Source organism: Desulfosoma profundi (genome assembly GCF_055387865.1).
Window position 1 is genome coordinate 1,558,358 of the sequence record NZ_AP042420.1, and the last position, 18,173, is coordinate 1,576,530.

General features: G+C 55.8%; 16 protein-coding genes and 1 pseudogene. 5 read left to right on the forward strand and 12 right to left on the reverse strand.

The genetic code is table 11. The annotated features are described in order from the left end of the window. Nucleotides 1-4 precede the first annotated feature (4 nt). The 3 genes and pseudogenes from ACZ5K9_RS06710 to ACZ5K9_RS06720 form a co-directional block, all read right to left on the reverse strand. A complete protein-coding gene (locus ACZ5K9_RS06710; RefSeq protein WP_464273656.1) occupies nucleotides 5-2,605 on the reverse strand; it encodes a [protein-PII] uridylyltransferase family protein in 2,601 nt (866 codons plus the stop codon). A gap of 465 nt (nucleotides 2,606-3,070) precedes the next feature. Further along, nucleotides 3,071-3,658 (reverse strand): annotated as a pseudogene (locus ACZ5K9_RS06715) (superoxide dismutase); the annotation flags it as partial. A 157-nt stretch (nucleotides 3,659-3,815) separates the two neighbouring features. Next, on the reverse strand, nucleotides 3,816-4,787 hold the full coding sequence (locus ACZ5K9_RS06720) for an NAD-dependent epimerase/dehydratase family protein (protein ID WP_464273657.1): 972 nt from the start codon (nucleotides 4,785-4,787) through the stop codon (nucleotides 3,816-3,818). A 102-nt stretch (nucleotides 4,788-4,889) separates the two neighbouring features. Here ACZ5K9_RS06720 and ACZ5K9_RS06725 point away from each other — a divergent pair, with 102 nt between their 5' ends. Beyond that, on the forward strand, nucleotides 4,890-6,203 hold the full coding sequence (locus tag ACZ5K9_RS06725) for a nucleotide sugar dehydrogenase (protein ID WP_464273658.1): 1,314 nt from the start codon (nucleotides 4,890-4,892) through the stop codon (nucleotides 6,201-6,203). Nucleotides 6,204-6,215: 12 nt separating this feature from the next. On the opposite strand, the gene ACZ5K9_RS06730 is transcribed toward ACZ5K9_RS06725, so the two are convergent. The 7 genes from ACZ5K9_RS06730 to ACZ5K9_RS06760 form a co-directional block, all read right to left on the reverse strand. After that, a complete protein-coding gene (locus ACZ5K9_RS06730) occupies nucleotides 6,216-7,574 on the reverse strand; it encodes a phosphomannomutase/phosphoglucomutase (protein ID WP_464273659.1) in 1,359 nt (452 codons plus the stop codon). A gap of 164 nt (nucleotides 7,575-7,738) precedes the next feature. Further along, a complete protein-coding gene (locus ACZ5K9_RS06735) occupies nucleotides 7,739-7,942 on the reverse strand; it encodes a hypothetical protein (RefSeq protein WP_464273660.1) in 204 nt (67 codons plus the stop codon). Nucleotides 7,943-8,069: 127 nt separating this feature from the next. Beyond that, a complete protein-coding gene (locus tag ACZ5K9_RS06740; protein ID WP_464273661.1) occupies nucleotides 8,070-9,170 on the reverse strand; it encodes a glucose-1-phosphate thymidylyltransferase in 1,101 nt (366 codons plus the stop codon). 34 nt (nucleotides 9,171-9,204) lie between these two features. After that, nucleotides 9,205-10,287: a dTDP-glucose 4,6-dehydratase gene (gene rfbB / locus ACZ5K9_RS06745; RefSeq protein ID WP_464273662.1), complete on the reverse strand. Its 1,083-nt coding sequence runs from the start codon at nucleotides 10,285-10,287 to the stop codon at nucleotides 9,205-9,207. A gap of 111 nt (nucleotides 10,288-10,398) precedes the next feature. Further along, a complete protein-coding gene (locus tag ACZ5K9_RS06750) occupies nucleotides 10,399-10,953 on the reverse strand; it encodes an NUDIX domain-containing protein (RefSeq protein WP_464273663.1) in 555 nt (184 codons plus the stop codon). Beyond that, nucleotides 10,931-12,004: a mannose-1-phosphate guanylyltransferase gene (locus ACZ5K9_RS06755; protein ID WP_464273664.1), complete on the reverse strand. Its 1,074-nt coding sequence runs from the start codon at nucleotides 12,002-12,004 to the stop codon at nucleotides 10,931-10,933. Before ACZ5K9_RS06755 ends, ACZ5K9_RS06750 begins: the two co-directional genes overlap by 23 nt. Before the next feature lie 36 nt (nucleotides 12,005-12,040). Then, nucleotides 12,041-13,303, reverse strand: a complete 1,263-nt coding sequence (locus ACZ5K9_RS06760; protein ID WP_464273665.1) for a glycosyltransferase — start codon at nucleotides 13,301-13,303, stop codon at nucleotides 12,041-12,043. Nucleotides 13,304-13,720: 417 nt separating this feature from the next. Here ACZ5K9_RS06760 and thiW point away from each other — a divergent pair, with 417 nt between their 5' ends. The 4 genes from thiW (at nucleotide 13,721) to ACZ5K9_RS06780 (ending at nucleotide 16,924) form a co-directional block, all read left to right on the forward strand. Then, complete coding sequence (thiW, locus tag ACZ5K9_RS06765; RefSeq protein WP_464273666.1) at nucleotides 13,721-14,203, forward strand: energy coupling factor transporter S component ThiW; 483 nt, start codon at nucleotides 13,721-13,723, stop codon at nucleotides 14,201-14,203. Then, nucleotides 14,200-15,657, forward strand: coding sequence for an ABC transporter ATP-binding protein (locus tag ACZ5K9_RS06770; RefSeq protein ID WP_464273667.1), 1,458 nt, complete (start codon nucleotides 14,200-14,202; stop codon nucleotides 15,655-15,657). The genes thiW and ACZ5K9_RS06770 overlap by 4 nt, the downstream gene beginning before the upstream one ends. Nucleotides 15,658-15,719: 62 nt before the next feature. After that, nucleotides 15,720-16,361, forward strand: a complete 642-nt coding sequence (locus tag ACZ5K9_RS06775) for an energy-coupling factor transporter transmembrane component T family protein (protein WP_464273668.1) — start codon at nucleotides 15,720-15,722, stop codon at nucleotides 16,359-16,361. Next, entirely contained in the window at nucleotides 16,361-16,924 is a 564-nt protein-coding gene (locus tag ACZ5K9_RS06780; protein ID WP_464273669.1) for a P-loop NTPase family protein, read from the forward strand. The genes ACZ5K9_RS06775 and ACZ5K9_RS06780 overlap by 1 nt, the downstream gene beginning before the upstream one ends. An 8-nt stretch (nucleotides 16,925-16,932) precedes the next feature. Here the strand turns inward: ACZ5K9_RS06780 and ACZ5K9_RS06785 are convergent, their stop codons facing one another. Beyond that, nucleotides 16,933-17,358 carry a hypothetical protein gene (locus ACZ5K9_RS06785; protein ID WP_464273670.1) on the reverse strand — a complete coding sequence of 142 codons (426 nt, stop codon included), beginning with the start codon at nucleotides 17,356-17,358 and terminating at the stop codon, nucleotides 16,933-16,935. Between the two features lie 12 nt (nucleotides 17,359-17,370). Next, complete coding sequence (gene larB, locus ACZ5K9_RS06790) at nucleotides 17,371-18,162, reverse strand: nickel pincer cofactor biosynthesis protein LarB (protein WP_464273671.1); 792 nt, start codon at nucleotides 18,160-18,162, stop codon at nucleotides 17,371-17,373. Nucleotides 18,163-18,173 lie beyond the last annotated feature (11 nt).

Below are 18,173 nucleotides of genomic sequence, written 5' to 3' on the forward strand. Positions count from 1 at the left end.
ATTCTTACGGCGCAGACCGCCTCGGACCGTCCAGATAAAACAGGAGAGCTTGCCGGAGCTCTTCAACCTGTTCCCAGTCCGTGACTTTCTGCCCGCGGTGATTCTTAATGTAGAAGATATCCGCCACCTGATCCACTTTGGTGGTGATCTTGGCCACGTCGATTCGTACCTGGAAATCCGACAGTGCCCGTGTGATGGTGTACAAAAGTCCCGGACGGTCCATGGTATAGACTTCAACAATGGTGTATTCCGTCGCCGACTCGTTATCCACCAGAACACGGCTGGGGCTTGGAATCAAGGTTTTCGATGTTCCGAGTCCTTTGGTCGCGGCGTGAGACGCGATCCGATAATCTAAGGCCAATCGCCCTTCCAAAACGCGCCTTAAATCCCCCTGCATAGCCGCCCAATCCGGTTCTTCCTCTCTCGGGAACACGTAATGACACCGAAACACGAGAATCATCACGCCGTCTTTTTTGGTAAAGATCCGGGCATCCCGGATATCCAGGTCGTGCAAGGTGAGAATCCCGGCGGCCTTCGCCAAAAACCCAGGTATTTCGCGGCTGACCACCGTTATTTCCACTCCGCCGCTTTCTTTCTCGACTTCCCAGACAAACGCGTCGGGGTCGGAACCCAGCTCCATTTCCAGCCGCAGGTGACGAGCCACCGCTTCGGGCGAAGTGGTCAAAACGTATCGAGGAGCCAATTCGCGGAAGTGCTCTTCCAGCCGGGATCGGTCCACCAGGTCGGCCACTCTTTCATACACGGCATCCTTCAACCTCTGGAGACGCTCGGCCAAGACCTCCTCACCCGGTTCACCCTTTTCCAGAAGATCCGATAAGCGCCGATAAAGCTCATGAATCGGCGTTTCTTTCCACTTTTGAATCGCTCGAGGGCCGGTGGCCACCATGTCCGCAAAACTCAAGATCATAAGCATCTGAAGTCTCTCTGGATCCCCGATGGTACGCGCACACTGGACAAGGAGCTCCACGTCTCCGAGGTCCCTCATGGAGGCCGTGTCCATGAGAAGCAAGTGGTTGCGAATAAGAAAAGTTACAAGATCCGCCCCTTCCGGACTCAGACCAAGGCGTCTGGCGATCAAAGGAAACATGTCGGCCCCGTGCTTGGCGTGGTGGCTTCCCGCATGTTTGCCAATGTCGTGGAAAAGGGCCGCCAAAAAAAGCCATGGATTTTGACCTGTCTCCCGAGCCAAAGCCGTCAGTTCGGGTTCTTCTTCAAGATACTCTCCCGCCTGAAGCCGTTTGATTTCCCTCAGGGTCCTCAGGTGATGTTCATGGACGGGATAGACATGGAAAGCGTCATGCTGCACCAGCGCGTGCACTGAAGCTGTTTCAGGAACAAGCGCCCGCAGAAACCCATCGTTATAAAACTTCCGGATGACGGAAACGTGCCCGTCATCGTCAGCCAACAATTGGAAAAAGGCTTTCTGTACCCCGGGATCCCCGGAAGAGGTTTCCACCACACTGCGATGATGGTGCAGCCAACGTCGAGTGGCGCTGGAAAACCCGGCGCGATATCGAGCCGCTAATGCATAGAGGCGGATAACGTTGGCCGCCGTCGGTTCGAATCTCCCCGGATCCACCTGGAGCCTCCCATTCATCAAGGTGACCCCTTCCTCGATGAGGACCTTTTCGGCGCGAGGCATGGAGGCGCTTCCAATTTTTCCCGTCTCCTGCAACCGTTCGCAAAACTCCGAACTGACACAAAAGACGTCATAGAGCGTCTCGTGCACCTCTTGCATAAACGACTCTACGGGCAGGAAGCCGGATCTGCCGCTGTAGCCCAGTTTTTCGGCCAAGATTTCTTGGATCTGAAAATCCAATACACTGTGACGGTCCCCTCTGACGCTTCTCAGGAGGTTCAGCCATTTGAGGAACTTCTTCTCGGCCGTTTGGAGACGATCCACCTCTTTTCTCGTGAGATATCCTTGAAAGATGGCGTCGTCAAAACACCGCACATCCAGCAGCACGCGCGCGGCATAGCGGATGGAATCGATGTCTTTGAGAGCCCCGGGACTCTCCAAGATGTCCGGCTCCAACCAATCTTCAGGCATGGAAAACCGTGCCTGCCGGGTTCGAATCCCTTGATAGAGATGTTCGAAGAGCACCGACTGATGCCTGGCGATAAAATCATCCAACGCGTGATCCAGTTCACTGACCAGTTGGCGGTTCCCGGAAAGATAGCGAGCATCGAGCATTTCGAAAAAGAAAGGCAGGTGTGATTCCCCCCACTCCAGCAATTCAGGGATCGTGGCGCATCGCACACTGACCTGCCACCCTGCATCCACCAGAGGGGCTGTAATCTCCCGCTGGGCGCTTTCGTCCCACGGGAAGGTTTCCGTACGAAGCCACAAGAGGGTGACCGGATCTTGAGGTCCGAGCACGCCCCGACCCAGATTTCCCGTGGCGAGAATGGCCCCGCTGGAGCGAAAACGTTCAGACTCCGAGGCCATCCGGTTCACAAGACGGTTGTGCAGGCTGATGACGGCAATCTCAAGGAGGCTCATGTGCCGTCTCAAAACTTCCTCATCGGAACTTTGCAGAACCTGCTCCCTTTGCCTTTTGAGCGACTCGACCATGCTTTCCATCACATCTTCTCCAATGGAAACGATGCCGTCTTAAAAAGAATCCCGCCCGAGCCGATATCCGAAGGCCGGACGGGTCATCATTAGAATTTTACTAAAACCGAAATCAGTCGAGGACGTGCATGCCAAAGTGAACCAGGCTTTTTCCAGTGCCTCCTCTCCTGGACGTCTTCCGAAACCGGGACCCGCTCCTTGGTGCGTCAGCGACCCCCATGAGTCAATGGGCTTCCATTCATCGGCGCATCCTCTCAAGCGCGTTTAGCGCCCTTCAGAACAGCATGGGAATATCCCCCCGACCTCATGGGCATGACCATCGTCCGCAAACGCCTAAGGCTTGCGCTCTTGAGGGGGCGCCGGTGTCCCTGCCGGTTTTTCCGCTTGGCTCGAAGCCGCCCCTTGTTCCTTCGTCACCACGGCTCTGGCCGCTGGCTTGAGCTCTGGAAAGTCTGCCTCGCTCAGGGGAACACCGAAACGCTGGAGCACCACCTTCCAGTTCAGGTTCTTGAAGAACGCCTCGATATAGGCCTTGCGGTCCAACCCATAATCCGTCACATAGGCGTGTTCAAACACATCCATGACAACCAGGGGAAGGCAGCCGACCAAATGGCCCACTTCGTGCTCGTTGATCCATGTGTTCACAAGGCGGCCTGTCGCCGGATCCTGGTAAAGGACAACCCAGCCGATGCCTCGCATCCTGCCGGTAGCGACAAAATCCGCTTTCCAGTTTTCATAGCTTCCGAAATTCTCCTCAATGGCAGCATACAGGGCATTGTCCTTGGGGAGGACCCCGGATCCGCCCAGATTGCCGAAATAGTATTCATGCAGCTTCATGCCATCGAACTCAAAGCCCAGCCTGCGTTTCAATTCCGCATATTCCGGGCTGTCGGCCTTTCCTTCCTTCCCCAGAGCGCGGATTTTATCCAACAGGGCGTTGGTGTTGGTCACGTAGCCTTGGTACAAGGTGAAATGCATCTTGAGGAGGGCGTCGCTGAATCCTTCCATGCCCAAAAGATGACTGAAATCCATGGCACGATAGGCTTCAAGGGCCGGACTCATGGCCGACTTGCGGCTATCTCCAGCGGGCTTGCAGGTTATTAAGAAAGCTGTCAATGTGAGGCCCAGCATACCCAAAACGATCAGCTTTTTCACGGCATCCTCCTTCAATTGCTAAGGCTGAGGTGAACTTCTGAGAAAATCTTATCATGCCAAAAGGTTACGGTGAACCACGCACCCACTGAATTGTCCTCTTGAGGCCATCTTCCAAACCCATCCGTGGAGTCCACCCCATATCTCTCGCAATGGCCTCGATACTCGCCGTGCTGTGTCGGATATCCCCCGGACGCTCTGGACCAAACGTTATGGATTCCGGACGCCGTGTCAAGCGGCAAATCAACCTGGCCAGATCAAGTATGGATGTTGGATGTCCGGAACCCACATTGTAAATCCTCCCCCCTTCCGTTGGGATGTTTTCGCGAAAGGCCGCCAGACAATAGGCCTCCACCACATCGGACACGAAAACAAAATCTCGAGTCTGCAAACCGTCGCCGTAAATGGTCAATGACATCCCGGCAACGGCCATGTCCACAAACCGTGAGATGACCCCGCTGTACGGGCTGGAAGGGTCCTGACGAGGACCATAGATATTGAAACACCGCAGGGATATCCCTCGGAGATTTTCCTTACAAGAGGCCACAGCCATAGTGGCCCGATACTTGGCCTCTCCGTATGGACTCAACCACTGCGTCCCGTCCCCGGCATCCGCCTCCCATAACGGCATGCGGTCCTTGGCCCCGTATTCCGCCGCCGATCCCGCAAAGACGAAGGAAACCACACCGAACTCTTGGGCCCCACGCAACAAATCGACGGTCGCTCGGTAGTTCACACGATGAGTCTCTTCGGGATATCTTAGAGAATAGGGCACACTGACAATGGCGGCCAGGTGAAAAACGGCAAAAAAGGGGCCGTGGCTACCGCTGAGTTCTTTGAGCAGTTCCGGTTCGGTAATGGACCTTTCATGGAAAAAAAAGTTGGGATGTCCGGCGAAAGTCACCAGATTTTCGCGGCGCCCAGAAAAAAAATTATCCACTCCTACCACCGTGTGCCCCAAGGCCAGGAGCTTTTCGCACAGGTGGCTGCCCACAAATCCGGCAGCCCCCGTCACCAGGCATCTTCGGGTATGGTCCATGCTTTTCTCCGTTGCTCTTTGTTTCTTTCTTGGCCAAAATGCTTTCCATTGCTGAATTTTCCTTGGACACAACATTAACCCAACAACGGAGGCCGCTCACCCATGGAGAATCTGCTCCAAAAGATCCAAGACCGCAAAGCCACGGTCGGCGTCATCGGACTCGGGTACGTCGGGCTACCCCTGCTGATCCGTTTCGGAGAAGCGGGATTTCCTCTCATCGGCTTCGATGTGGACAGTGCAAAGATCAATGCCCTGCTTCATGGAAGAAGCTACATCCGACACATCCCCATCGAACCGGTCCAAAGGTTCTTGGAAGCTGGACAATTGGACGTCACCCTCAGTTTTGAGCGGCTTCGCGAAGCGGATTGCATCGTCATTTGCGTCCCGACACCGCTCACCGACAAAATGGAACCCGATCTCCGCTTCATTGAGAATACCACGGACACCATCGCACAACACCTTAGACCGGGTCACCTGGTGGTTTTAGAGAGCACCACCTATCCCGGAACCACCGAAGAACTCATGCTGCCCAAGCTGGAACGCACCGGGCTGCGGGTGGGACGGGATTTTTTTCTTGCTTTTTCCCCTGAGCGAGAAGATCCAGGCAATCCCCATTTCCACACGGGCAATATACCAAAGGTGGTGGGAGGGGTCACCCCCGCCTGCCTTGAGTGCGCCAAAGCTTTATACAGCCATGCCGTCTCACGGGTCGTGCCCGTGTCCAGCACTCGGGTCGCGGAACTGACCAAGCTTTTGGAAAACATCTATCGCAGCGTCAATATCGCTCTGGTCAACGAACTCAAAGTGTTGGCCTTTCGAATGGGCATCGATATCTGGGAAGTCATCGAGGCGGCGGCCACCAAGCCCTTCGGCTTCACACCCTTTTATCCCGGCCCCGGCTTGGGCGGACACTGCATCCCCATCGATCCTTTTTATCTATCGTGGAAGGCCAGGGAATACGACTTCGCCACCCGATTTATTCAGCTGGCCGGGGAAGTGAACGTCTCCATGCCCTACTACGTGCTGGAACGGATCACGGAGGCTCTGAATGACCGCTTTCGATGCCTCAAAGGCTCGCAAATCCTCATCCTTGGAGTGGCCTACAAGAAAGACATTGATGACGACCGAGAATCCCCGTCCTATGAGGTCATGCAGCTCCTCCAGGAACGGGGGGCCATTGTGCATTACAACGACCCCCACATCCCCAAACTGAAACCCGGCCGCAAACATCGATTTGAGCTGGAATCTGTGCGGCTCACGGAAGAGACCTTGGCTTCCATGGACGCCGTGGTCATCCTCACGGACCACAGTGCTTACGACTACGGCTGGATTGTGCGCCACGCCCAGCTGGTCATCGACACCCGAAACGCCACAAAAGGCGTCACCGAGGGTCGTGACAAAATCGTCAAAGCCTGATCCCTTGGGGGCTCACAGAGCCCCCGATCGGATCTTTTCAATGGTGCCCTCAATCAGCCCCTGAATTTCCTTGAGCCGCGCTTCCGTTTCCGCCTCGTAGCGCAACACGAGCACCGGCTGGGTGTTGGATGCACGTACCAACCCCCAGCCATCAGGAAACACGATGCGGGCTCCGTCCACATCGATGACATCGTAGCCCTCCTTCTTGAAGTGAGCTACGGCGCGATCCACCACGGCGAATTTGATCTCGTCGGGGCACGCCACCCGAATTTCCGGCGTCGTCACCGTTTCGGGAATGCCCTCCAGCAGTTCCGGAATGCTTTTCCGACTGCGAGCCAAAATCTCCAGAAGTCGGCAGGAGGCGTAGATCCCGTCATCGAACCCGAAATAGCGGTCTTTGAAAAACATGTGACCGCTCATCTCTCCCGCCAAGTCCGCCCCGGTTTCTTTCATCTTGGCTTTGATCAAAGAATGGCCCGTGCGCCACATGATGGCCGTCCCTCCCCGATGTCGAATGTCATCGTAGAGCGTCTTGGAGCACTTGACTTCGGAGATGAAGACAGCCCCGGGTTTGCGACTGAGGATCTCTCGAGCGAAAATAATCATGAGCTTGTCCCCGTAAACCACATGGCCGTTGTGGTCCACCACTCCCAACCGGTCGCAGTCTCCGTCGTAGGCAATCCCCACATCCAAGGATTCTCTGCGGACAAGCTCAATGAGATCCTTGAGATTTTCCATCACCGTGGGATCCGGCTCATGGTTGGGAAAAGTCCCGTCCATGTCGCAATACAGCGGGTAGACTCGGCACCCCAATCGTTCCAGAAGAGGAACAGCCACAGGACCTCCCACGGCATTGCCGGCATCAACACCGACGCGCAAAGGCCGATCCAGCCGGATATTTGCACTGACGAAATCCCAGTAGGGTGTCACGATGTCGTAGTGGCCGACCGTGCCGGCACCTTGAATAAAATCGCCTGCGTCCATCACTTCCCGAAGTTTCTGAATTTCAGCACCCGAAATAGTGTCATAACCGTTGCAGACCTTGAACCCATTATATTCCGGAGGGTTGTGGCTCGCTGTAATCATTATGCCACCCTCTCGGTCCAAATGGCGAATGGCGAAATAGAAGAGCGGCGTTGGACAAACCCCCACGTCCACCACATCCAATCCGGCGGAAAGCATCCCTTGGACCAAGAGATCCCGATAACGATCCGAACTGAGGCGACAATCCCGTCCCACGACCACACGACGTCTGTTCAAAGGAGCCAAATAAGTCGCGTAAGCTTTCCCCAGCCGCACCACATCTTCGTCGTGGATCTCTTTGTCCACCACACCGCGAATGTCATACTCGCGAAACGCTTTGGGGTCCATGAACCGCCCTCCTTTCCCATCCGGTTTGTTCATCCCGATGACCACGATCTTGAGGCTTCAACTTGTGGGGATAAAAAAGGCGGTCTGAAAGACCGCCGTGAAGGCAAAGCCTGTAAAAGCCACGGAAAGGCTCAAGGCATCTTTGACCGAGTCGTTCGAGGCGATCAGTGGTGCGCGCTGTCGCCTTTTCTCAATTGCTTGAGGGTCACGAGCACGGCGACCATCACGCCAAGGCCGATCACTCCTAGGGCACCGTAAAGCGCGGCGAAAAACACGGCATGGCTGGGATCATACCATGGGATGTCCCATGGAAGCATACTTGCCAAACTGCGCTTAAGCGCTGCGCATAGAAAATCCATCTCCCACATGATGGCCTCCTCTTCAGGCTGTGCATCTCCTATGGCGGCAGTTTTGTGCTGTTCCCCTTTTCTGACTCTCCGCTTTTTCTAGCAAAGGCGAAGGTTCCTCGTCAACGAATATCCGTCGGAGAATCTTTCATCGTTTCACCTCAATCACACAGTCATCGCCGACCATTAAGCTGATGGCACCGTGCGGGGTGGCGGTAGGGCACACTTTCACCCGGCGGCCCAGGACCGAATTTTCCAGTCGGGCGATATCTCGAATGTGACATCCTTCCATGATCACGGAATGGTCCACGGTCGAACGTTCGATCAACACCCCGGGCCCAATGGCGGTGAAAGGACCGATGGTCGCCTCCACAAGTTTCGCTCCCGCCCCGATGATGACAGGACCTCGAACCACAGAACGGATTAATTGAGCGCCCTCTTCGATGTGCACACGCCCGGTCACGTGGCTGTGCGGATCCACAATGCCGCCGATGTGGGTCTTCAGCCAATCGTCCATCACGGTGTCGTTGGCCAACAGCAGATCGTCTTTCTTGCCGGTATCCAACCACCAGGTGTCAATGATGTGGCTATGCACGCGACGGCCGTTCTTGATGAGCCAAGAAATGGCATCCGTAATTTCCAGTTCCCCGCGGGCCGAAGGGCGGATGTTCGCAATGGCCTCAAAAATTTCGGGCCTGAAGAGGTAAATGCCCACCAAAGCGAGGTTCGATGGGGGCTCGGCAGGTTTTTCCACCAAATCCACCACCTGCCCATCTCCGTTGACCACCGCCACTCCAAAGGCCCTAGGATTCTGCACGGCCTTGAGGAAAATCGCCGCTGACAGCGACGGCTCTTTGAGGAAGCTCTCGACCTCGCAGCGCACTCGGCACCCGATGAGGTTATCCCCGAGGTACATGAGAAACGGTGAGGTTTTCAGGTAATCTTTGGCTGTGAGCACTGCATGGGCCAAGCCCAAGGGCCGTTCCTGGAGAATGTATTCGGCGTTCAACCCCCACCGGCTCCCGTTCCCTACGGCTTCCATAACTTCCTGACCCGTCTCCGGAGCGATCACGAGACCGACATCCCGAATACCTGCTGCGGCGATGTTCTCCAAAACGTAGTAAAGGATGGGCTTGTTGGCGACGGGAACCAGCTGCTTCGCCCCTGTATAGGTGAGGGGACGAAGCCGCGTCCCCGAGCCTCCGCTGAGAACTAAAGCCTTCATGTTTTCAGGCTTGATGCTGTCCATCAAGGCGCTCCTTTGTCCGTATGCCGAGATTCTCTCAAGAACCGGGATGACCCAGGCGCGTGCGATCGTAGACCCCTTCGGTCACTCTGCGGCACCATTCCCTGTTATCTAGATACCACTGGACGGTTTTGCGCACACCCGACGAAAAAGTCTCCCGAGGTCGCCAGCCCAGTTCCTTGGCAATCTTGGACGCATCGATGGCATAGCGTCGATCATGTCCGGGCCGGTCCGCCACGAACGTGATCAGGTCCGCGTACCGCACCCCTTTCCCTCGCAGCGCCGGGTTGTCACGGGAGGGCGCCAATTCTTCCAGGACTGCGCATAGCGTCTGAACGACCTCCACGTTGGTCTTTTCACTCGCGCCCCCAATGTTGTATGTCTCTCCCACTCGGCCGGATTCCAAAACGCGGAGAATCGCTTCACAGTGATCCACCACATACAACCAATCGCGGACGTTCTGCCCGTCGCCATAGATTGGCAGAGGCTTTCCCTCCAAAGCGTTCAAAACCGTCAAGGGAATCAGTTTTTCCGGATACTGGTAAGGCCCATAGTTGTTGGAGCAGTTGGTCGTCAGGGTTGGGAGTTTATATGTTTCGTGATAAGCCCGCACCAGGTGGTCTGAAGCTGCCTTCGACGCAGAGTAAGGAGAATTGGGAGCGTAAGGCGTCGATTCTGTAAAATATCCCTCGGGCCCTAACGATCCGTACACTTCGTCGGTGGAGATATGCAAGAAGCGAAAACGGCCCTTCCTCTCCGCGTCCAATGTGTTCCAATAACGGCGTGCCGCTTCCAGCAACCGGAAGGTCCCCACGATGTTGGTTTGGACAAAATTCTCCGGACCGTCGATGGACCGATCCACATGCGATTCTGCGGCGAAATTGACCACGCAGGAAATGTCAAACGTCTTGAGAAGGTAAGAGACCAATTCCACGTTGCCAATGTCGCCCCGCACAAAAATGTGGTCAACGTCATCCTTCAGGGGCTCAAGAGATTCAAGGTGGCCGGCATAAGTCAACTTGTCCAAGTTGACCACTCGAGCCCTGTTCAGCCGGCGGGTCAGATGGACAAAGTTGCTGCCGATAAAACCGGCCCCTCCTGTCACGAGCCATGTTTCCATAGGTTCACTGTCCTTTCGCGCCCACTCATGTCTTCAAGAGCCCGGCTCCGTGAGGTTGACTTCCCGCTTCATGGATGAACGGGAAACCACCCCATGAGCTCGCTCCTCACATCACCTGCTCAGCTTCTCTCCATTCTGGAGGCATCGGATCCATTCCTCCAGGGATCCGTTGCGCCACCGCGTGCGCAGCATATCACACACCAGGACATCTGTCGGAAACGCCATTGGTTCAGGAAGGCGGTCCAGAGGGAAAAAGCCCACTGCTTCGGCATCTGAGCCTGGGCGAAGCACCCCACCCGTCCGGCGACCGTAGAACCAGATCCCCACTGTGAGCTGGGCCGCATCATGAAAATTGGAATGCACAGCCATCACAGGGCCCACTTCCACACTGATCCCCGTCTCTTCTTGAAGTTCCCTCGCAGCGGCTGCCCGCACCTCTTCTCCCCATTCCACATGGCCGCACGGGATGCACCACCGCCCCGAGTAGCTACCGCGACGGCGAACCAAAAGTAGTCCCTCGGTTTCCAGGACGACTACTGCTACTCCCACCGTAGGATTCCGATAGAAAACCTTGGCACAGGCCGCACAATACGGTCGACCTTTGGCGTTTCGTCCGAGCGGCGCCCCGCAGTGGGGACAAAAATTATAGGAGCTTTTCTCGTCCATGCTGTTTGAGATACTCCACCACGGCCCGTACTTCTTGACTGTGATCTAAGTTGGCCACAAGAAGGGCATCCTGGGTATCGACGACCAAAACCCGGTGAAGCCCAAGGACCGCCACAAAGCGAGGACTCTCCCCCAAAACGAAGCATTCCTGACAGCGGATCGTCTGGACATCTCCTTGAACGATGTTCCCTGCAGGATCTCCATCCTGTTTCCGCCGTACCTCATAAACACTGAGCCAGGATCCCACGTCGCTCCATCCACACTCCACGGGAACAACAAAGACCCTTTCGCTAGTCTTTTCCATGATGGCGTAGTCGAAGGAAATGTTTTCCACCACCTCGTAGATGGACTTCAACTGTTCGGCGAATTTCGAAGTGTGGAAAACCGCATCCAAGGTTTGAAGGCGCTCCGAAAAATCCGGCATATGCCGGGAAAACTCTTGCAAGAGGGTCTGCGGTGTCGCCAAAAATACGCCCGCGTTCCAGTAGTGGCGCCCGCTCTGAAAATAGACGGCGGCTAATTCGGGAGGGGGCTTTTCCACAAATCGGATCACCCTATAGGCCCCGTCACACAAAGTCTCCTCTTTCGCCGCTTCAATGTATCCATAACCCGTTTCCGGACGAGTGGGGACAATGCCCAGCGTGCCAATCCCCCCTTGAACACACTCTGTGCCCGCCTTTTGGATCGCCCGCAGAAAAGCGTTCGCGTCAGCGATGTAATGATCCGCCGGCAAAATCACCAAAGGGTCGTCGATCCCTAACCAGGATGCGTAACGTGCGGCAAGCCCCACACAGGGCGCCGTATTTCTTCCAAAGGGTTCCACCAGGACACGCACACCGGTATGAGACAGAATCCGTCGAGTTTCCGCTTCATGTTCCGCACCGACAACCACGAGGATTCTTTCGTCAGAAAAAAGCGGCCGGATGCGCTCGTAGGTCACTCGAAGCAGCGGCATACCGCCGACGATTTTTAAAAATTGTTTCGGATAAGTCGCCCGGCTCAAAGGCCAAAACCGAGTTCCCGAGCCTCCGGCCATAATCACGGCCACCATGGGTATTCCCTCCTCAGAACGCCGCCGCGCGATGCTCTAGATTTCGATGCCGAAAAAGTTGGAAATCAAGAACGCTAGTCTCCTCCGCAACACCGAATAGGAATAGTGGCGCGTCGCCACAGCATAATTGTGGTCCACCATACGCCGGCGTCGTTCCGGCGAGTCCAGGATTTCACGGACTTCCCGCACGACCCTTTCCGACACGTACCCATCCATCACCACCACATCAAATCCCTGGGGCTCAATATCCCTCACAAAAACATCGTAGCGATTGACCAAAAGAGGTTTTCGGAAATAAATGGCTTCTAGAAATGCATTCCCGAAGCCTTCATAAGTGCTGGGGTAAGTGACAAAGTCACAGTGAGGATAGACATCCCACAGGGAATAGCGTTTTGTGCCATCTTCGTTCCATCCGCGTTTGTCGCCCACATAATGGGAAATGAGGCGCATGTCCACATTGTGGTCAGCGGCATAATCTTGGAGCCACTGATAATATTCCATACCCTCGTCGCCCGCGGCGTGGGAAATGATGAGTTTGATGTGAGGGTCCCCCAGCGCGTGGACTAAGTCGATGGCATGCTCAATCCCTTTACGCTGCACCACGCGGGTAGGTTGTAGAAAAAGGATATCGTCTTCCCGAAAACCCAATTCCTTTCGGAAATTTTTCGTGAATTCCCAGTCCACCGGGGGCTCGTTTTCAAAATCCAAGACATTGGGAATGATGATGGACGAAATCCCGGTGCGCAGTGCTAAGGATTCCTGGGCGATGGAATTGATCACCACATGTTGGATGTTGGGCAGTTTGGGTGGAAAGGCCATTTGCAGATAATCTTGAATGGCATTGACGGAAAAGCGTGTGCGCTCCCAGTAAAAATCATGATGATGAGCGACCGTCGGCATGCCCGATTCGGCAATGAGTTCGGTCACGGCCAACCCCAAAGGAATGTGCATGGGGATGGTGACAGCATTCTGAACGATCAAAATATCCACGTCGAATTTGGAAACAAACTCATACAGTTTTATTTTTAGATATTCGCGAAGGGCATGAATACGACTGGTGATATAAGGTGACCGTTTTTGAACGCCAAACACACGACGGTTGATCCACTGGTTTTCTTCGTGGTCGAAAAAAGCTTCTGGAACCACGACGCTCACATCGGGATTCCGATCTGAAAGGCCCGCAAACCAATAGGACACATGGTGGTGATCCCAAAGCATCTGCGCCCACTTGGCAGCTTCCAAGGAGACACCATCGGTGCCCGCAAACCTCGTGGACACAAAGCCAATGTTCTTTCCCATCAATATACCTCAATCAGTTGGCACCACATCGCCCCCGGTCTTCTCGGGGACGTGACGCCTCGCTTGGCGCTTTTCCTCAGTATTCCAAAAACATGGAAATCACCATAGCTTTGAGTTCGGCTGATGTCAACCAAGCCGGCTGCGTCCCTTTTGCTCCGTTGCGCTCCTGGCAGGCCCATGTTATGAATGTGTGGAAATGTGCGAGGAGAGCGGCTCACAGTTTTTCCTTTGGGTTCTTCGGGATCTCGGCGGCACAGAGACTGTGACGAGAGACCCTGTGGCCCCAAAAGGGTCCGTGGGTGAGTTTCTGCTATCATCTTTTCGGCATGAAACGCTGTTTTTTGACCATCCGCGGGAAGGCTGCCAACCCGTTTCGGGATTCTCTGGTTTTTTTTCATAGGCGTGCGGGGAAAAATCATGCAGACGCGTCACATTGCCAGAGCCGTCATCTTTGTGGCCCTCGCGGTGGCTTTGTCCCCTCTTTTCATTCCGGTGGGAATCGCAAAATGCTTTCCCGCACAGCACATGATCAACGTGATGAGCGCCGTCATGCTTGGCCCATGGTATGCCGTCGCCGTCGCCGCCGCCGCCGCAATTATTCGTAATCTTCTTGGGCTTGGGACCCTGCTGGCGTTCCCCGGGGGTATGATTGGCGCACTTCTGGCCGGCCTTGCCTACAAGATGACGAAGAACATTTATGTCGCCGCCGCCGGGGAACTCGTGGGCACAGGGCTTCTGGGCGCCCTCGTCAGCGTGTGGATCGTGGCCCCCGTCTTCATGGGAAAAACCATACCTCTCGCAACACTCATGATCGCTTTTGGTGTCAGCACCTTGGGAGGCACCCTTCTCGGACTGGCCGCCTTGCATCTTCTGCGCAAGGGGGGCCTCTGGCGACCGTGATTCATCTCAAACGCGTCGCGTATCGATACCCGGGTGACACGCCGAGGTCCCAATGGGCACTGGACCGTATCGACCTGGAGGTCCCTCCGGGGGAATACGTATCGATCCTCGGTCCCAGCGGATCGGGAAAATCGACTTTGAGCTATGTGCTCAACGGGTTGGTGCCTCATTTTTTCGGGGGAGATTTCGCCGGGACGGGCATAGTCTGTGAATGCCCCATTCCCGACACCCCTCCGACGGTCCTCAGCGAACAGGTCGCCTTGGTGCTGCAAAACACGGATGCGTACCTTTTTTGCGGCACCGTGGAGGCGGAACTCCTTTTCGGTCTGGAACGCTCCAGGATCTCTCCTTCCCAATTTCCTCAAAGAATTGAGGAGATCCTCAGTTTCCTGAAAATCGAGCATCTCAAGCATCGAGCCCCCCAGGATCTATCTGGCGGCGAAAAGCAATTGGCAGCGGTCGCTTCGGCACTGTGCGTGAACCCTCGCCTCCTCGTCTTGGACGAGCCGTTTGCTCATCTGGATGCTCCCAACCGGGAACGCGTCCGATATGCTTTAGAAGCAATCCATCGCACAGGCACAACCGTCATTGTGGCGGAACATCTGGTGGAGGATTTTGCCTTCATTGGGAGTCGGTGCCTTGTGATGGAATCTGGTCGTATTCGCTTTGACGGTCCGCCCGAGGCAGCTCACTCCCATTTGATGGACATCGGGCTCATTCCTCAGTATCCTCGACCTCAACCCGCGTCCTACCGTGGGGATGAGGAAAACCTGCTCGAGGTTCGCGAGGTCAGTTTCTATCGGGAAAATCGACCCATCTTGAATAAGGTATCCTTCCAGCTTCAAGCGGGTGAACGGGTGGCCGTCACCGGCCCCAACGGTTCCGGGAAAACGACTTTAGTCCAAATCCTCGGCGGCTTACTCAAACCCCACGAAGGATCCGCCTTGTGGCGCGGACAACACATCCACAAGATGCCCCCACCGCTCCGTGTCCAACACATTGGGCTGAGCTTCCAAAACCCGAACGACCAATTCTTCAAAGTCCGCGTGGAAGATGAAGTGTGGGCAGGGCCTAAGTTTCTGCTGAAAAAAGGCTACGCGGTGGATCCGGCCTGGGTTGACCATGTCATCCATCTCTTTGGACTGTCCTCCCTCAAACACGAAAGTCCGTACCGGCTCAGCGAAGGGGAAAAAAAACGCGTCGCCTTGGCCTCGGTCCTCGCCATTAACCCTCAGGTTCTCGTCCTGGACGAACCGACGGCAGGGCAAGATGGCCGATTTCGCCAAGAGCTTGCGGCACTTCTCAACACACTTGCATGCCGGCACAGGATCGCCATCGTCGTCGTCACTCATGACACGGACTTTGCCCAGGCGACCTGCCATCGCCGCCTTGTCCTGGAACAGGGGCGTCTGGTGGAGGATCGGTCCATGTGTGCTTCTGCGGAGTGCTCATGAGCAGCCCTGGGTCTCCATCAAGGATAAAACGGCCGCGCCCTCTGGATCCCAGGGTGCGCCTCATGTTGGGGTTGGCGGCCGTTGCGGCTGTTTTGTTGACAAGAACCAGACCGGTGCTCGTCACCGAAAGTGTTCTTCTTTTCGGCGCCATCCTGGCCCGCGGCCGGGCTGGGCTCCGTTTCGGGACCGTTCACATGGTCTGGCCTATGGTGAGCCTGGTCTTTCTTATCTCGATGCTGGCGTTCGATCTGGACACCGCCGTAGATCTGAGCATCCGGTTGATTAACTTTTTCGCCGTTTCGGCCGCCTTCTTTCAAACTCTTCGGCCGGAAGAACTCGCCCTCACCTTGCGATCCCTCAAAGTCCCCCATTCTATGGTATTCATCATACTCACTGCGGTGCGCTATGTGCCCTTGCTCGGCCGAGCACTCCGCAACATTCATGATGCTCAAACGGCAAGAGGCATCGACGTGCGTTTACGCCTGACCAATGTGGGGCGACTGTCTGCCCTCGTCATGCCTTTGCTCGTTCAAGCCTTCATGCTGGGGGAAAATTTGGCGATGGCCATGGAATCCCGAGGTTTCGCCCGTCGGGCCAACACCGAGGCTCGGCTAGGCTCACTGACACCCCGGGACATCCTATGCACCGCTCTGGGGATCGCCACTGTTTTGGCCTTGTTGTTCTGGGAAAGATGGAGCCGGTGATGGCTCAAACGTTATCCGCCGACGATTGCCGAGGACACTTTGTCCTGATTGTCGGCGAAGTCAACTCGGGAAAGACGACGTTCATGTCGCGGCTGCTTGCGGACTATCTTCGCCGATTCCCTGAACCCGTTGCCGTCGTTGATCTCGCACCCCAGGTTCCCTGCTCGAGCACCCATCCGGCATTCCATCCCGGCATCGGGGGACGCCTCGTGTTGCCTGAATCGGTCCATGTGCACTGTTTCTCCACGAACCTAGCCGCCCCCCGACTTCAAGCCGCTTGCGCCGAAGAGAGGTGGAGACTCGCAGAAGAAAACGCGAAACGTATCGACACCCTGTTCGCTCAGGTGAGCGCGGCCTGCATTCCCCACGTCTTTGTGAACGACGTCTCGCTCTATCTCCAGGCGCGCCCCGTCGAAAAATTTTTGAAATGGCTGGACGGTTTCGCCACACGCGTGGTGAACGGTTACTTCGGACGGAGTCTCGGCTTAGACGCTTTCTCGCTTCTGGAACGCTTGCGCATGGAACAACTGATGCGGCGCTGCGACCGGTTGGTGCGGCTCTAGGAGGCGGGCTATTGTAACGGGATGAGTCGCGTCACTTGGGCATTGACGCACCGATAAATTTCCTCATCCGTGCCGTAGATGTCGACGATGCAACGATGATCAATAAGTTTTTCGATGATGAAGGCGGTCACATACAGGCTAACGAAGTGGGGGCGGGGTACAAGGTCTCGGATATTGGCCACTTGGTACTGCACTTCAAAGTCTTCAGCGGTCAGCAAGGTGGTGAGGCAGCGGTGGATCTGTTCCTCCAAATCCGTTTTGCTCGTCGTCTCAACAAGTTTGTTCTCAATGAGCTTCATTGCGATACGCCCGCTGAGGTCGTCCACATGGTCCCGAAGCAGTTGCAATGCCCGCACACGCTGCACTTCCTTGGCTTGATCCAGCTTCGAGATGACGGACATTTCCCTAACGTTGGGTCGATAATCCCGGGCCATACTCTCTCCTTATCACATCCCCGAACCTCCGGAACCGCCCTGCCACGGGGCGTTGGCCATATCAGCAATCATACTCGCCAGATAGCCTGCCCCGAAACCATTGTCGATGTTTACCACGGCCACTCCGGGAGCACAACTGTTTAGCATGCCTAGAAGTGAGGCGAGGCCTTTGAACGATGCCCCATAGCCGATACTGGTAGGCACAGCGATGACGGGGCGGTTCACCAGACCCGCCACCACGCTAGGGAGCGCCCCTTCCATCCCGGCAACCACCACATAGACGGCGGCGTGCGAAAGTTCATCCAAGAGGTGGAGCAGTCGATGAAGGCCGGCGACACCCACATCGTAAAAGCGCTGCACACGCTGCCCTAAGACTTCCGCCGTCACGGCAGCCTCTTCTGCGACAGCAATATCCGATGATCCCGCCGATAACACCTGTACGGGGCGTCTCTCCTTGTCCTCGGGCCCCTGAATTGGAGGCTTTCTGTAGAGCACCCGGGCCGTCGGCTCGTATTGGATATCCGGTAAGATGCGGCACACCTCCGCGGCTTTTTCCCGATTCACCCGCGTCACCAGCAGCGGAGCGCCCGTCTTTTCCATCGCTTGCAAAATTCGGAGAATCTGCGAGGCGTCCTTATCTTCACCATAGACGACTTCGGGATAGCCACGCCGAAGAGTTCGATGATGGTCCACCCTGGCGAATTCCAAGTTCTCAAAAGGTAACCGCCGCAAAAAAGCCAACACGTCTTCGAGATCTGTGGAGCCCTCTTTGTAGGCCCTCAGCAAGGCGATCAGTCGTTCCATATGCGCTTCCG

Excerpts from the sequence above, each read along its gene's own strand:
- ACZ5K9_RS06760 (WP_464273665.1), bottom strand. The coding sequence starts at position 13,303 with ATGGGAAAGAACATTGGCTTTGTGTCCACGAGGTTTGCGGGCACCGAT.
- ACZ5K9_RS06740 (WP_464273661.1), bottom strand. The coding sequence starts at position 9,170 with ATGGACAGCATCAAGCCTGAAAACATGAAGGCTTTAGTTCTCAGCGGA.
- ACZ5K9_RS06735 (WP_464273660.1), bottom strand. The coding sequence starts at position 7,942 with ATGTGGGAGATGGATTTTCTATGCGCAGCGCTTAAGCGCAGTTTGGCA.
- ACZ5K9_RS06710 (WP_464273656.1), bottom strand. The coding sequence starts at position 2,605 with ATGGAAAGCATGGTCGAGTCGCTCAAAAGGCAAAGGGAGCAGGTTCTG.
- ACZ5K9_RS06730 (WP_464273659.1), bottom strand. The coding sequence starts at position 7,574 with ATGGACCCCAAAGCGTTTCGCGAGTATGACATTCGCGGTGTGGTGGAC.
- ACZ5K9_RS06780 (WP_464273669.1), top strand. The coding sequence starts at position 16,361 with ATGGCTCAAACGTTATCCGCCGACGATTGCCGAGGACACTTTGTCCTG.
- ACZ5K9_RS06725 (WP_464273658.1), top strand. The coding sequence starts at position 4,890 with ATGGAGAATCTGCTCCAAAAGATCCAAGACCGCAAAGCCACGGTCGGC.
- ACZ5K9_RS06755 (WP_464273664.1), bottom strand. The coding sequence starts at position 12,004 with ATGGTGGCCGTGATTATGGCCGGAGGCTCGGGAACTCGGTTTTGGCCT.
- larB (WP_464273671.1), bottom strand. The coding sequence starts at position 18,162 with ATGGAACGACTGATCGCCTTGCTGAGGGCCTACAAAGAGGGCTCCACA.
- ACZ5K9_RS06720 (WP_464273657.1), bottom strand. The coding sequence starts at position 4,787 with ATGGACCATACCCGAAGATGCCTGGTGACGGGGGCTGCCGGATTTGTG.
- ACZ5K9_RS06750 (WP_464273663.1), bottom strand. The coding sequence starts at position 10,953 with ATGGACGAGAAAAGCTCCTATAATTTTTGTCCCCACTGCGGGGCGCCG.
- rfbB (WP_464273662.1), bottom strand. The coding sequence starts at position 10,287 with ATGGAAACATGGCTCGTGACAGGAGGGGCCGGTTTTATCGGCAGCAAC.
- thiW (WP_464273666.1), top strand. The coding sequence starts at position 13,721 with ATGCAGACGCGTCACATTGCCAGAGCCGTCATCTTTGTGGCCCTCGCG.
- ACZ5K9_RS06785 (WP_464273670.1), bottom strand. The coding sequence starts at position 17,358 with ATGGCCCGGGATTATCGACCCAACGTTAGGGAAATGTCCGTCATCTCG.
- ACZ5K9_RS06775 (WP_464273668.1), top strand. The coding sequence starts at position 15,720 with ATGTTGGGGTTGGCGGCCGTTGCGGCTGTTTTGTTGACAAGAACCAGA.